The organism is uncultured Algoriphagus sp. (assembly GCF_963974365.1).
GTDB lineage: Bacteria > Bacteroidota > Bacteroidia > Cytophagales > Cyclobacteriaceae > Algoriphagus.
The window spans coordinates 344,386-358,436 of the sequence record NZ_CAXBBX010000003.1 but is presented as its reverse complement, the minus strand read 5'-3'; the positions used below and the strand labels follow the sequence as shown (position 1 = coordinate 358,436).

The window sequence follows — 14,051 nt, the reverse complement described above, 5'->3', positions numbered from 1 at the left end:
AAACACATGAAAAAATACTGTATTAATATACTATGCTGCATCAGTGTTCTCATCAGCTATTCCTGTCAGGATTATTTGGATGAAAAGCCTCAGAAATCTCTGGTAGTACCTGCTACGGTGGATGATGTGCGGGCTTTATTGGACTCATATAGTTTTCTGAATGCAAATTCGCTGATATCCTTTATTCTCGCAGATGATTGGGTGACTACATCCCAAAACTGGGAAACCTTGAATCCTTGGGAACAGAATGCCTACTTATGGAAGAAGTCAGTCTTCGAACCCAATGAACGGTCCGGGGATTACCAAAGTCTTCATGGCAGGGTGTTTTACGGGAATGTGAGCTTGGATATTCTGGAGAAAATTGATGATACCTCAGATTCCGGAAACAGTGTCCTGATCGGAGAAGCGTTAGCTTTAAGGGCTAGAGCCATGTTTGAATTGGCTCAGTTGTTTTTGCCTTCCCCCAATTCTGCACTTGCGAACGAAACACGTATTCCAGTCAATTTGAAATCTGACATCAATGCCACTCTGGAAATGTTGAATGTTTACGAAGTACTGGAATTGGCAAAAGCAGATTTGAAAGAGGCATTTACCAGGCTGCCGGATCAGGCGCAGTACAAAACCCGAGCGGATAAGTCAGTAGCAAAGTCCTTTCTCGCGCGAATCTACCTGTATGAAGGGGAATGGCAGGAGGCTTACAATTCTGCAACTTATGTAGTGCAGCAAAAAGGAGAATTAATGGACTATAGTACCTTGGATAGTGCCTCTTCTTATCCTTTCAGCCTATTTAATACAGAAACACTATTCTATAGCATGACCAGCAGTTTCCCTGTGACCGCCAGCGCCGCCACTTTCATCCATCCTGATTTGTACAGCATGTATGGAGAGTCTGACTTGAGAAAGTCACTATTCTTTACTCTCGATCAGTCTGGATTACCCTTGTTTAAAGGTTCATATACAGGAGACTTTAACCTGTTTACAGGAATCAGTATGGCAGAAGCTTACTTGGTGGCAGCAGAATCGGCCATTCGACTGGGTGAGGTTGATAATGGACTTGCTTATATAAATGCATTGGGTGCAAAACGATATAGCGATTTCGAGGAGTGGATTGAGCTGGAGGAAGAAAAGGCATTGGAATTAGTCTTGGAGGAGAGGAGAAAAGAGTTGGTGTTCAGGGGACTTCGATGGTATGATATGAAAAGGCTAAAGGAGCTAGAATCTGGTTTAGAGGCTACCAGAGAGATAAACGGAACAGTATATAGTTTGTCATCTGCCGATCAATATACTTTGGAGCTTCCTCCGTATGAAATAGAATTGGGAAACCGCTAAGTACAAAAAAGAGCCTTGGACCACAGGTTCAAGGCTCTCACTCGTTCGAAGTTTGATCTACTAATTCTCAATCGGAGTTAGTCCGTTGTTTTGGAATTTTCGGTTGGTATTTGGATCAATTGGATCACCATCTATCTCTTCATAAAGACATCCAGGCGCAGTGTCCATTACACAGTTGTAGGTGCCCGGTCCGGGAGGTTGATTTACCAGATACCAATGTTCTCCGTCAAATCCATAGACATCTGTTTGAACGTCTTCTGGAGAAGTAAATGCAAACGCTGCAAACGCTGCCAGCATAAAGGCAAACAGCGGTAATCTTTTAGTTAAACTATTCATAACAATGCCTGTTTTTTAACAGATCAAAAACAGGGAAACCGTTTTTGGTTGTTTGCCTACTCTGAAAAGGGTTTTCGGCATCTCCCTTTCAGGAATTCATCAGCGCAGACCAGCCTCGAGCTCTGGCCTCTTCGAGGGATGGATTCCCATTCTTATTTTTTGCAGCCCATTCTTGCAAAGTTTCGGGCTGCGGGGCGGTCTTCAGCAGCCGCCCCTTTTTTTAACCTTTGAGGTCTTCAAGACCTCGCAGGTTTCGTTCTAAAGGCGCGCCTTCACCATGGTCTATGTCTCCACCATGGTCTTTGTCCTCACAGACAATTTCATATTCTTCGCCCCATCTAGCGCAAGTCTTCAGACTTGTGCTTTGAATGCTGCAGTCTCCTGACTGCCCTTCCCACTGCCACTGTCTACTGTGACTTTCCCAATCTCCTGTTGTCCTGCTTGTCCAGAAGCTGGACACCTGCTGTTCGGGATTTGTAATCCCGAACCATTACCGTAGGATTTCCAATCCGAAGTTTATTCTAATTATTTTCAGAGAACGTAGACTAAATAATTTCTCCTTTCCATCTTGCTGGCGTCAGGCTTTCGTCTCCGAATAATGCTCTCGGGCCAGCGCTGTTTAACGATTATATCATTTAAACCCAGGTTTAAAACCCTGGGCTATCCATATTGCCTACCTACGGCAGGCTTTATCTATAGATCAATTACATGACACTATTCTCCCCTTCAGGGGTCGGGGGGCACAACCTCTGCACCATGGTCTTTGTCCTCACTCCATGGTCTGTGTCCACACAGACCCATTTAGCGCAAGTCTTCAGACTTGTGCTTTGAATGCTGCAGTCTCCTGACTGCCCTTCCCACTGCCACTGTCTACTGTGACTTTCCCAATCTCCTGTTGTCCTGCTTGTCCAGAAGCTGGACACCTGCTGTTCGGGATTTGTAATCCCGAACCATTACCGTAGGATTTCCAATCCGAAGTTTATTCTAATTATTTTCAGAGAACGTAGACTAAATAATTTCTCCTTTCCATCTTGCTGGCGTCAGGCTTTCGTCTCCGAATAATGCTCTCGGGCCAGCGCTGTTTAACGATTATATCATTTAAACCCAGGTTTAAAACCCTGGGCTATCCATATTGCCTACCTACGGCAGGCTTTATCTATAGATCAATTACATGACACTATTCTCCCCTTCAGGGGTAGGGGGTCACACCCAACACCGGGCATCTTCTCACCCAATTTTAAATTTTAAATTCATTCATTTTAAATTCTAAATTCCCTCCCAACTTCCCTGCTTCCCAACTTCCTGCCTCCAACTAACTATCCATCTCTATCTTGCTGGCACTTAATCTTCGTTTCCGAATGATGCTCTTGGGCCAGCGCTGGTTAACAATTACATCCTTAAACACCGGGTTAAAATCCGGCGCTACAAAGTTGTCACCCCTCTGGGGTTTTCACACTATCCAACCGCCCACCGCCCACCGCCATCTGATAGCTTTCTCCTGACTGCCCCTAACTTCATCATTCATCATTCGATATTCATCATTCGAACTTCTCGACATCCAAACACCATTCTCCCCTTCAGGGGTAGGGGGGCACACCCAACACCGGGCATCTTCTCACCCAATTTTAAATTTTAAATTCATTCATTTTAAATTCTAAATTCCCTCCCAACTTCCCTGCTTCCCAACTTCCTGCCTCCAACTAACTATCCATCTCTATCTTGCTGGCACTTAATCTTCGTTTCCGAATGATGCTCTTGGGCCAGCGCTGGTTAACAATTACATCCTTAAACACCGGGTTAAAATCCGGCGCTACAAAGTTGTCACCCCTCTGGGGTTTTCACACTATCCAACCGCCCACCGCCCACCGCCATCTGATAGCTTTCTCCTGACTGCCCCTAACTTCATCATTCATCATTCGATATTCATCATTCGAACTTCTCGACATCCAAACACCATTCTCCCCTTCAGGGGTAGGGGGGCACACCCAACACCGGGCATCTTCTCACCCAATTTTAAATTTTAAATTCATTCATTTTAAATTCTAAATTCCCTCCCAACTTCCCTGCTTCCCAACTTCCAACCTCCCATTCATTTTAAATTTCTAATTCTCAAATTTTAAATTCTTCAACCCCCACACCGCCACACCAATACACACTACATTAATAATAAAATGCTCCGCCCATCCCAGACTCTCTAAAATCCCCGCACAATTACAGGGAACCCTCGGGAAAGCCCCCACCCAGATCAGTCCCACATAAGTGAGAAATACAGTAAGCAGTAGAATGCTTCCCATATATCCCCACCAACGCGTTACCGAAAAGAGCAGGAGCAGGGCGAGTAGCAACTCAGTGATCGGAATTGCAAATGCCAGGATTTCTGCCAGCTCCGCAGGGAATGTTTGGTTATGGAACGCGTTTCTACTAGCTCCAAATCGGATCAGCTTATCAAATCCCGTGTAGGTCCAAATTAATACAAGAACCAATTGTGGAGTATAGCTGACTAGTCTTTTCATGGCCGATAATTTCTTAACATATTCATAAGCTTTTTTGCGTTTTTTCCGATTCTGGGACGAATCGCAAATATTTATAGACTTTGGGTCGAAAAATGTCACTTTTAAAAAGGAGAAAACTATCCATAGGTTAGGAATTAAACCCTAACTAAGGGTTTATTAATTCATGTAAAAACTTCAAACGGGGGTTCGTTTATTAGCCGTAAGAGAAATCTCTGTTTAACCTCTTCATAACACATCTTCCAAAGGAAGTTTTGCTTTGTGCTTATTTTTAAGCTTGGTAGCATGGTCAATTGAATATTAAGAAATAAAAAACTGACTAAATATTTTTTTATTAGAAATTATTTCTAATTTAGTTTTATTAAGGCCTTTTTTAGTTTATCCCGGGAGTGCTTAGGTGGGTGTTGGCAACGATGATTTTGCCATGCCATTGTTATCTATTTGCTGAACATTCAATGATACTTACAGAAAGAAGAATCATCTATGCTCAGGATATCATGGTTTTGACCGGAAGGAGTAGATCGTACGCATATTATTGTATGAAAAGAGTGAGGGAGCATTACGGAAAATTGAAGCATCAACTGATTACTTTTCAGGAGTTTGCTGACTTTCATGGTATCCCCGTCAGTGATCTGGGGTTTTCTCTGATCTTAAGGAATAAAATCAATTAAAAACGGGTTCCATCTTTGATGAAACCCGCTTAGATTGGGATTGTCCCACCGGAATGACGATCCGGTAAATGCATAAAATGCTGAAATAAAATAGACATGTTTTTAAACCAGGCTACTTGCAATAAGCCTGTACCGATTGCTGTTACAATTCTTCCTGAAAATTAGATCCGCGTTATTGTCGTGATGCATTCACGGAAAATACTTCCTGTGACACGATTTTTCTGTGGACCTCTTGATGATGGTCTGTTTACCTGAGTGTGGCCTGCCCGCAAGTCAAGCTGACTCATTTCTTTTTCTTTGATCATAAATTGGATTTTAATAAAATCGAGCCTGACGGATATCTCCATAATGTGAGAGTATTGTTTGACCATGCCGGATTTTATAGGTCTGATTAAAATATTATATACACATGAAAAGTATATTCAGTCCGCCTGAAATTCAGTTTTCTGGGACTAACGCCCGGATAAAGTGGATCAACGATAAAATGAAGCCATTTTTAAAAAATCCTATTCTAATAATAGTGGGCTTATGGGGTTTCTATGCATTACTTGATGGATTTACCACATATCTTTTTAAATTACCAACCCCAGGTGTGTTTTTTGCCATCATCACTGCAGTCATTGGTTTTTTAAGTTCCTGCCTGTATTTCTTTTGGCTTTTTCCATCTCTTTTATATTCAAAAAAACCACTGAATGGTATAGTGTTCTCTCTATGCGGAGTTTGCTTGTTATCTTTTCTAAGGTATTTTTTGCTCCTCCTTGTTGGGGTAGAAGCCCATCCGCCGTTAGATTTTGCAGTGTATGAGCTGATGAGACAATGGGTGTTTTTAGTAATAACCTTTACCGTGTGGGGCTTTTATGCACTGATTAGGGCACTTCAGGAAAAACAAAGAACCGAAATCAGCTTTGACAAACTAAAAATTGTCCATAACAAAGGGCAGCTAAGTCCGCATTTCACACTTAATCTTATTGGCGATATTTCCGCCAAATCACTAAAATATTCACCTGAACTCTTTGATGATATCAATCACTTCATCACCATCCTTCGCTACGCATACATTGATACAGAAAAATTCAATCCCCTTTCCGCCGAAGTAGAAGCAATACTTTCATACCTCCATGGACAAAAATTAAGATTTAAGGATACTATTTGTATTCAGGACAATATCGATAAGGATTTGCTACACTTAGATGGCATCTATATGCCAAAGTTGCTTTTGATCACGCTCATCGAAAATGTATTCAAACATGGCGTTTTTCAGGATCCTGACTATCCTGTATCAATTGAAGCTAAGATGATGGTGGCTCATAATGGTATTTCTGTTTTTCATTTTTCAACACAAAATAAATCCAACAAAGGATTAAAGCTCGCCAAGAGTGAATTTGGCATCGAAACAGTCCGCAATCTCTTGGATTATTATTTTGAAAATGCTTCCCTCAGGACAAATATGAGTCAAAATATTTATTCTCTTAACCTTACCATTCCCTATGAAAAACCAAATCAAACTTGGCCTAATAGATGATGAATCCCTGGCTCTAGATAGACTCAATTATTTTATATCCGGTATACCGGGATATCATGTTGAATTTGCAGAGACTAATCCCTTGGATGGACTTCGATTGGCAAGTCAGAAAATATGTGATATTTTGATCACTGATGTACAGATGGAAAAACTGAATGGTCTCCTGATTTCCGAGCAAATGGAAGAACTGGGAGTTCCTGTGATCCTATGTACGGCGCACGAGGAATTTGCAATTCCAGGCATCGATCTATCTGTGGCAGGATATTTAGTAAAGCCGGTGAATTTCTTAAAGCTGAAAAAACTACTGGAAAAAGTATCCAGAAAACAAAACCTCTTAAAAGAAACTCCTCATGAAAAGTCCAAGGACTACTTTCTGGTGGAGGACTATGCTAGCTTTGGCTACACTAAAGTTGCTTTTTCCAGCCTTTATTATGTGGAACAGAAACAAAACTATTCGCTTTTTCATGCTCCTCCTAATATATACAAACAGCGCTCAACCCTGCAGTCCGTAGAGATCATGCTTCCTGAACTGACTTTTGTGAGAGTACAGAAATCCTTTCTGGTCAATATTACCAAACTCGAAAAAATTCTACACAAAGAGATTATTTTGGATAATGGAATAGTTATTCCATTAGGCGATTCTTATAAAGACCAACTTTTGAATGCTTACAAACTATTTAACCGACCGTAAATTGCTTTACCTAACCTTTTGTACAAACCATAGATTACTTTCCGTTCATACTCATTTGTATCTCTTATAAACATTCGATTACAGCACATGTGAAGATGGTTTGGGATAAGACGCATCAATTCTTCATCTTGTTCTGTTGAGATTTTTGAGAACTCCGGTAAGAAAATTTCAATAGCGTAAGTAGTCACATATTCGGTAGAAGAATAGTCAGCTTTATTTAATTCCTTTCGGTCTGCTACTGGGATTTCCTTAATCAGCCTTTGGAAATAGTGAAAAAACATTTCTTTTCTTCCGGTCATTTCAATGAGTTGATAGTAAGACCCACATACCCAATTTTGGCGTGCAGGTAAATCCCAAGTTAGCATTGGGGGAATTTTCTTTTGTTCATTGCCCAGAAGTCCCAATTCGGATTCCAGATGAAAAACTGTTTCAGAAGTGATAATACCTTTCTGGGATAGGTTGTATTTTTCATACTCAGGATAATATGGTACTGAGTCAACCGTAGTTACCCATCCAGTTTCCATCAGGCTATAATTTAATTCTGCAGTTAAGGCCTGTTTATTTGCTTCATTTGTGGGCAGTAATCGAAGCCTGATTTCAGTTTTTGGTGTGTTGTAACATAAAAAGTACCATTTCTGGATATGGTGTTGTTGTTTAAAGCTTTTTAGTATAGATGGAAATGGCTTGAGCAATAGCGGCAGTACACCCTCTTGCTTTATACTGATGCGTAAATAAATCCAATTATCATCGATACCACTGATGCGATTCAGAGAATTAACTTTCTGAACTATACGATCCTTCCCTTTCCAGGAAAAAATTAATTGTGGGTAAAGGGGCTCTCCTGATTTATTTTTAAAAGGCGAAAGATCCTTCCAAGGACATTCAAATACCGAGACTTCCTTTAACTTATTTAGTTCTTCCCATAGTATATCGATTTCAGGAGGATAATCCCAGTTAAGAATCAGTTCCCGATCCAGATAGCCTGCGAGTAAAGGACAGGGGATTTTGGACTCTGTAAGAAATTGATAAAGTTTACGTTTGTCAGCAAAATTTTTTGAGTGCAAAATCCACTTTCTTCCCTGAAGAATAATCCCTTTCCAAGTTAATCTTGGGGTGTAATTGCTGTTCAGGAAAGAAGGATTGTGGTACGGAATAAACCGCTGCTGGTCCTGATTGCCGATTTCCCAGAATAGCCTGGAAAGCGTATGGGAAATTTGGGTAGGATTAAGGGGGTGTTGTGCCACCGGTAGAACTTCCTTGTCAAGTTTTTGGCTATAGAGTTTCAAGCGATTCCCGCTGATTCCTATGAGCAGGTCATCCACTCCCAAATAGTTTTCCTGAACGCCATTTCCAAAGGGATATATGCTATATAGAAAGGCATTTTCATGACTGCAAATTTGGTTTGATTTTAAAGTTTCGAATAGAATTATGTCAGCATATATGGCTGGTTCTGACAATCCTTCCACTTTGCTTACAACCAATTTTTTGATCTCCGGATCAAAACTAAAACGGCCTGAATAGGCAAAAGGGCGATTGCATACAATATTTTCCACATAAAGGTTTGTTTCTCCCAGCAGTTTGAAGGCTATTTGTAGGTTGTGCAGATCTGTGTTTTTAGATTTATAACAATTACTTAGGTCAAATTCTTCTGCATTCCCCCATAACCTAGAAAGAATATCACCAGATCGATAATCATCCCTTTCATATGTCATAGCTTCACTATCGGAGTGTCTGATGAAATCCTGTCTATGAGCTAGAAGCGAAAGAGGTACAAAACGATCATCGAATGTATAGCTAAACCAAGACTTGAAATCCCTTAAGAATTCACTCTCTACAGGAGTAAAAAGATTACCGATTTCGGAAATCAGATTCTCTATTTTTTTCTGGACAATGCGATTTACTTTAATTCCGGAAATTATTCTTATATCTCTTCCTTGGCTTTCGGAATGAGGTTTAAATTCAGGGAAATTTTCAGGAATAATAAATCCGGATTCTAGCAGCATTTTCCAGATGTCTGTTACTTGATTTTTGTTTTTAGACTTGAAAAATTGTTGAAAGGCAGAGAAATCAAGCTGTTTTGATTGCTCAAAATAGTCCAGAAGTATAAGTATAAGTGGGTTTTTATCAAGGTAGCTAATCCTCCATCCCTCTTCTTGGTTGCAGTAAGTCCAGAATTGTACCTGTTCAGCATACATCTTTAATCCAGGTGCGGTTTTGTATTTAATAGAGATCAGGGGTTTACCTCCAAATTTCTTAAAGCAATGGTTTTCAATTTCCCGATATGCTAGTTTACCTGCTTGGTTGTTTTCTCCCCAAATACCGGTACCAACACCAGCCCATAACCCAAATGGGGTGGATCGGTATCTGCCTCTCAAAAGGTACTTATGAATTTTTGATTGCGTTGAGTAGCAAAGCGTATCGAACTCCTTTTTCTCTATTTTCTGATATAAGGAATCCGAGGAAAGTCTTATAGCCTTTTTAATCCAATTCCAATTTTTACGAATTTCTCTCTTGTCTTTAGGATCGAAGTTCACTAAGTGCATTCTGTATAAAAAATCCATGGCTTTTTACCTTCCTAATTCATAAAAACCGGATGAAAAGTCTCAACTCTGGGATATACACTTACACAGAGGGAGCATTGACGAAATCAATGCTTTTTTGGTGGGGATGACTTTGGGTTCACAAATCTAATTAAGCAAAATGTTTAGAGACTAAGCTGCTAATTTAATACGCAGTATAAGTCATTTATTAGTTCATAGAATACAGTGTTTCACAAAGAATCCACAAAATCCACAGAATCCAAGGGGTATTGGGATCAGAATAACTAAAAGATAAGATTAGGGGACTTAAAACATTTTTCCACAGGTAGGATGGGAGATAGCAACCCTAACAGTAAGTTATTTCCTCACCTACCATTATCAACATTATATCATGACAAAGAAAAGATGCATAGTCTATCCTAAAGATGTTCAGATCATCACAGGAAGGAGTGAGCGCTACGGACAGCAGCTACTTCAGAAAATCAGGGTTTACCATAATAAAAAGCCTCATCAATATGTCACGGTGCATGAATTTTCGGATTTCTCAGGTATTCCTCCCGAAGATGTCAGCGAATATCTGTATTAGAAAAGACAGGGTAAACATAGATGAAATACAATTTTAACTATAGCTGTAGTAAATCCTGAGTAAATATTCAGTCAGGGTTCCTCCCAGTCTTCTTCCACATTGCTTCCGCCTTGGTCTTAGTGAAGTAGAAGCAGATAGGGTCAAAGTTGAGGGGAAATAGTGAGTAAAGTCAAATCTGAATTTACATCCTATAATCTTCCAAAATAGTAACCAAGTAATGAGGTGTTCATTTTAAAAATCAAAAATCATGGGAATAATACACAGTAGCATGTTAGGAAGAATAAGTGGCTCTATGGGCAATTTGGTCTTTTACCAGTTGAACGGGAAAACGGTTGTCAGACAAAAGCCAGGCCCAAGAAAAAAGCCTTCTACTGAAAGGCAGCTCTACCAGCAAAAGGCTTTTAGCATAGGCCAAAAATTCGTTACTCCTCTTAGGCATGCATTGAATTTTACCATGAATAATAAGGGCACAAGTTTTGAGTCAGGTACGACCCGGACGTTAAGCTGGGTTATTAAAAATGCTATCCTCCCTGAGGAAAAAATACCGGTTCTTTGGCCCGAACGCGTAAAAATATCTAAAGGATGGCTGGTGGGATTGGAAGAGGGGATTGCAGTTCGGGAGGGAGATTCTATAAGAATTTCTTGGCGTCCAAATGCTTGGCAAGGATCAGGAAGAGATGAAGATAGGTTGTTTGTCATAGCATACGCACCCGGATCAAAGAGAGTCCATACTTTATATGAGGGTAATTATAGAAAGGCCGGAACGCAGTTACTTGAGCTACCATGGAGCGAATATGAAATTGGACTTGTTTATATTTATGCTGCCTTTTATTCTCAGGAGGGCTTTGTCCGTGAGTTTTCGGATTCTATTTGTCTAGGTAAAGTTTAAGAATTTATGCTCTTCATTATTTGGATTATTACCTGGTCAATGAAAGTAAATTCTGGTTAGTGAAGTAAGAGGAGTAATGACCTTTTTTAGTTTAGTTAGGATGAATTTACGCTATAATCTTAAGTAAAAGTTGATTTCCATTTAGGTAAGGGCGAATCATCATTCGCTCTTTTTTTTCGTTCAATAGTAATATTTAGCAACAGGATTTGGTTTGAATTATCACCACAAACCGAAAAAAGCGCACCTAAGAAAGTTCTTCTCAAACTTGCGAACAGACCGCACATTCAATTGATAACCAATGTGATAAAGCTGAATTTTCCTGCATGTTACACTTAAAACCCATATACATATGGCAAAACAAGCAGGAGTAATTACACTAAACGGAAAAGTAGGAAGACTCTCTTTCTACAAAACCAAAGACGGGTACCTCGCCCGTGAAAAAGGAGGAGTAAGCAAGAGCCGTATCATGAACGATGCTCGCTTTGCCCGAACCCGGGAGAATCTGAAGGAGTTCGCCGACAATGCTACCTCGGCAAAGCTTTTTAGGGATGCCCTAAGACCGGTTATCGCCAAGATTGGAGACAGAAGATTGAACCTGAGAATTACCCAGGTGATGATGAAAGTCCTGCAGTCGGATCTGGTCAATAACCGTGGTGAACGAATGGTAAGAGCAGGGGACTGGAGTCTGCTGAAGGACATGGAGCTGAATGCTGCAAGCTCTCTGGGAAGTACTCTCTTTCTGGAGATTACCTACACAGATTCTCCAACTGCATGGGGAGTAAGCATCCCGGCATTTGTGCCAAAGGACTTTGTTGCGCTTCCAAGGGGAGCATCCCACCTGAGAATTACCGCTACGGGAGTGGGGTTGGATTTCGCAACGGGAGGAAGATCAGTGCAGACCAGTGTATCAGGTCTGCTACCTGTAATTGATCCAGCAGCTGCAATCAACTTATCGATAGATAAGTCTGCATTGCCAGGTACACACAGAGCATTTGTGCTGAGTGTGGAATTTGTACAGGTGGTCAATGGCAGCGAGTACTCCATTAACAATGGGGCACACAATGCTGCCAAGATGGTAGGGGTAGAGCAGGTTTAAGATGAGACTGGTACTTCACCGCAAGTACAAAGCAACAGTTACCCTTGGGAGATTATTTCTCGGGCAGAAGCAGGTTTGCTTCACCCGGGAGCCTCCCAAGGCCTGCTTTGATACTGGGAAAACCTGCCTGGAAGAAGGGGTTTATGAGTTGGAAAACAGCCTTTTTCTGTGCCTTCGCAGGCCGAAAAGTGCGATAATAGAAGGTCTCTATAAGCTAGAACCTATTCATTCCGAGGTAAAAGGCTGGGAGATAGGAGTTGGAAAAAAAGGAAAGATCTCCAGTTACCTAGGAGAGGATAAGCTTGAGTCCAGGTCCATCTATCCAGTTACCAGCTATAGAGCCGATGGTACTTCGCTATTCACCAAACTCGCGTTTCTCAAATTGATTGAGTGGCTGGGGTCTGAATGGACTCGGGGGGAAGTAGTAGAGTTGCAGATAGTGTCAGAGCGAGTTCCTTATCTTCTGGAATCATGTCTGGAACAGAGCTACTGTTAAGTCTGGCGGGAGTGGTCACCATGATGCTACTTTCAGTAATTGCGTACTTTCTGAAGTTGCTGATTGAGGATACCCGACAGCTGCGGGACGAGTTAGCTAAGCTGAAGGAGCTCTTTTACCGCTTGGAGGCGGAACAGGCCTTGATCAAGACTGTAATGCAAAGGACTCGAAGTCCGACTAGCAGAAGGTCATCACGAACCACAGGAAAATGAAATCCGAATTCCGACATAGGACTTTGGACACAAGTTCTCTATTGAGGACCCGACTCGAGGATAACGGGGCTGATGAATTAAAATCTATAAAGCCGGAGGGGATTCCTCTCCGGTTTTTTGCCAATGTGATTTAGGTGTGAATCACGATTCGGCTGAAAAAATGATTGTATTTTGTAATTGTATATTGAAGGATATCAGTGGATAATTGTAACCGATTTCTAACCAGTAGCCAAAGATATAAGGGGTTATAGTATCTTTCACCGTGCTGTAGAATGTCATTGGTGGACAATTACATGCTACTTTCTAGATATATTCTGCAACTACTGGCTTCATTCCTGTCAATCATATTAATCAATATTCATTTGAAATTTAACTTAAACCGGGAGGCAACTCCAGTTTCTTAATGGATCAGAACATTCCTTTTGAAATATAAAATGTATGATTATTTACATTTTAGATGTGTTCATTTGTCGTATGGTTAATTGATAAAACGATAAATGTATTTTTAAATTCACCATTTTTAGATTAATAGAATGATTTTAGAAAATATTACTTCAGATTTGAGTAAGGATGAGGTTTTTCTCAAAGTAAACGACTTTTTGGAAAATAAAGGATTTCAAATTAACCACGTTGATAAGGGAAGGCCATGGGGAGGATTTTTTGTTATTGATGAAAATCAAATTTCAGAATTTGCAGAAATGTTTTTCATGGAGATAGAACTTTCAGAAAAGCAATTGCAACAGAAATTAAGTCCTAAGTTTTTATTGGTTGCCCCAGGTTCACGCTTGTCCTGGCAATACCATTTCCGGAGAGCTGAACTTTGGAAACTTATCCACGGAGAGGCAGGTATTGTGAAAAGTGAAACGGATGAACTAGGAATATTGCAACCTATGGAGTTTGGTGAAACTGTATCTTTGACGCAGGGTGAAAGGCATCGTTTGGTAGGTATGGATAATTGGGGAATAGTTGCGGAGATTTGGATGCATGTCAACCCAGAATTACCTTCAGATGAAGAAGATATAGTTAGGGTAGAGGATGATTATGCCAGGAAATAATTAAGGATAAGGCTTTTAATGAGCTTTGTATTGCCACGCACCTTTAATAGGGCTAATCACCTATTCATGTGTATGCTTATTGAAAGCATGAATTCAAAATATGACCTATAAAATCTTC

Annotated in this window: 14 protein-coding genes; 10 read left to right on the top strand and 4 right to left on the bottom strand. The window is 40.6% G+C overall.

All coding sequences use genetic code 11. From position 1 onward, the window contains the following. The first annotated feature begins 6 nt into the window (after positions 1 to 6). Positions 7 to 1,329, top strand: coding sequence for a RagB/SusD family nutrient uptake outer membrane protein (locus AACZ87_RS06045; RefSeq protein WP_339865797.1), 1,323 nt, complete (start codon positions 7 to 9; stop codon positions 1,327 to 1,329). 60 nt (positions 1,330 to 1,389) lie between these two features. Here AACZ87_RS06045 and AACZ87_RS06040 read toward each other — a convergent pair whose 3' ends face one another. The 3 genes from AACZ87_RS06040 to AACZ87_RS06030 form a co-directional block, all read right to left on the bottom strand. Beyond that, positions 1,390 to 1,665, bottom strand: a complete 276-nt coding sequence (locus AACZ87_RS06040; RefSeq protein WP_339865796.1) for a hypothetical protein — start codon at positions 1,663 to 1,665, stop codon at positions 1,390 to 1,392. Between the two features lie 220 nt (positions 1,666 to 1,885). Next, positions 1,886 to 2,125, bottom strand: a complete 240-nt coding sequence (locus AACZ87_RS06035) for a hypothetical protein (RefSeq protein ID WP_339865795.1) — start codon at positions 2,123 to 2,125, stop codon at positions 1,886 to 1,888. Between the two features lie 1,642 nt (positions 2,126 to 3,767). After that, on the bottom strand, positions 3,768 to 4,178 hold the full coding sequence (locus tag AACZ87_RS06030) for a MauE/DoxX family redox-associated membrane protein (RefSeq protein WP_339865794.1): 411 nt from the start codon (positions 4,176 to 4,178) through the stop codon (positions 3,768 to 3,770). 452 nt (positions 4,179 to 4,630) lie between these two features. Here AACZ87_RS06030 and AACZ87_RS06025 point away from each other — a divergent pair, with 452 nt between their 5' ends. The 3 genes from AACZ87_RS06025 (at position 4,631) to AACZ87_RS06015 (ending at position 7,059) form a co-directional block, all read left to right on the top strand. Then, positions 4,631 to 4,846, top strand: coding sequence for a hypothetical protein (locus AACZ87_RS06025; protein WP_339865793.1), 216 nt, complete (start codon positions 4,631 to 4,633; stop codon positions 4,844 to 4,846). Between the two features lie 409 nt (positions 4,847 to 5,255). Continuing rightward, a complete protein-coding gene (locus AACZ87_RS06020; RefSeq protein WP_339865792.1) occupies positions 5,256 to 6,368 on the top strand; it encodes a histidine kinase in 1,113 nt (370 codons plus the stop codon). Next, positions 6,334 to 7,059, top strand: a complete 726-nt coding sequence (locus AACZ87_RS06015; protein WP_339865791.1) for a LytTR family DNA-binding domain-containing protein — start codon at positions 6,334 to 6,336, stop codon at positions 7,057 to 7,059. Before AACZ87_RS06020 ends, AACZ87_RS06015 begins: the two co-directional genes overlap by 35 nt. Here the strand turns inward: AACZ87_RS06015 and AACZ87_RS06010 are convergent. After that, positions 7,035 to 9,620: a thiopeptide-type bacteriocin biosynthesis protein gene (locus AACZ87_RS06010; protein ID WP_339865790.1), complete on the bottom strand. Its 2,586-nt coding sequence runs from the start codon at positions 9,618 to 9,620 to the stop codon at positions 7,035 to 7,037. The genes AACZ87_RS06015 and AACZ87_RS06010 overlap by 25 nt on opposite strands. 370 nt (positions 9,621 to 9,990) lie before the next feature. Between AACZ87_RS06010 and AACZ87_RS06005 the strand changes: the two genes are divergently transcribed. The 6 genes from AACZ87_RS06005 (at position 9,991) to AACZ87_RS05980 (ending at position 13,933) form a co-directional block, all read left to right on the top strand. Beyond that, positions 9,991 to 10,185, top strand: a complete 195-nt coding sequence (locus AACZ87_RS06005; protein WP_339865789.1) for a hypothetical protein — start codon at positions 9,991 to 9,993, stop codon at positions 10,183 to 10,185. Positions 10,186 to 10,432: 247 nt separating this feature from the next. Then, positions 10,433 to 11,074: a DUF6266 family protein gene (locus AACZ87_RS06000; RefSeq protein WP_339865788.1), complete on the top strand. Its 642-nt coding sequence runs from the start codon at positions 10,433 to 10,435 to the stop codon at positions 11,072 to 11,074. A 349-nt stretch (positions 11,075 to 11,423) separates the two neighbouring features. Beyond that, positions 11,424 to 12,170, top strand: coding sequence for a hypothetical protein (locus AACZ87_RS05995; RefSeq protein ID WP_339865787.1), 747 nt, complete (start codon positions 11,424 to 11,426; stop codon positions 12,168 to 12,170). Between the two features lies 1 nt (position 12,171). Continuing rightward, entirely contained in the window at positions 12,172 to 12,666 is a 495-nt protein-coding gene (locus tag AACZ87_RS05990) for a hypothetical protein (RefSeq protein WP_339865786.1), read from the top strand. Then, entirely contained in the window at positions 12,642 to 12,878 is a 237-nt protein-coding gene (locus AACZ87_RS05985) for a hypothetical protein (protein ID WP_339865785.1), read from the top strand. Before AACZ87_RS05990 ends, AACZ87_RS05985 begins: the two co-directional genes overlap by 25 nt. Positions 12,879 to 13,477: 599 nt before the next feature. Beyond that, positions 13,478 to 13,933, top strand: coding sequence for a phosphoheptose isomerase (locus AACZ87_RS05980; RefSeq protein WP_339865784.1), 456 nt, complete (start codon positions 13,478 to 13,480; stop codon positions 13,931 to 13,933). Positions 13,934 to 14,051: the final 118 nt, after the last annotated feature.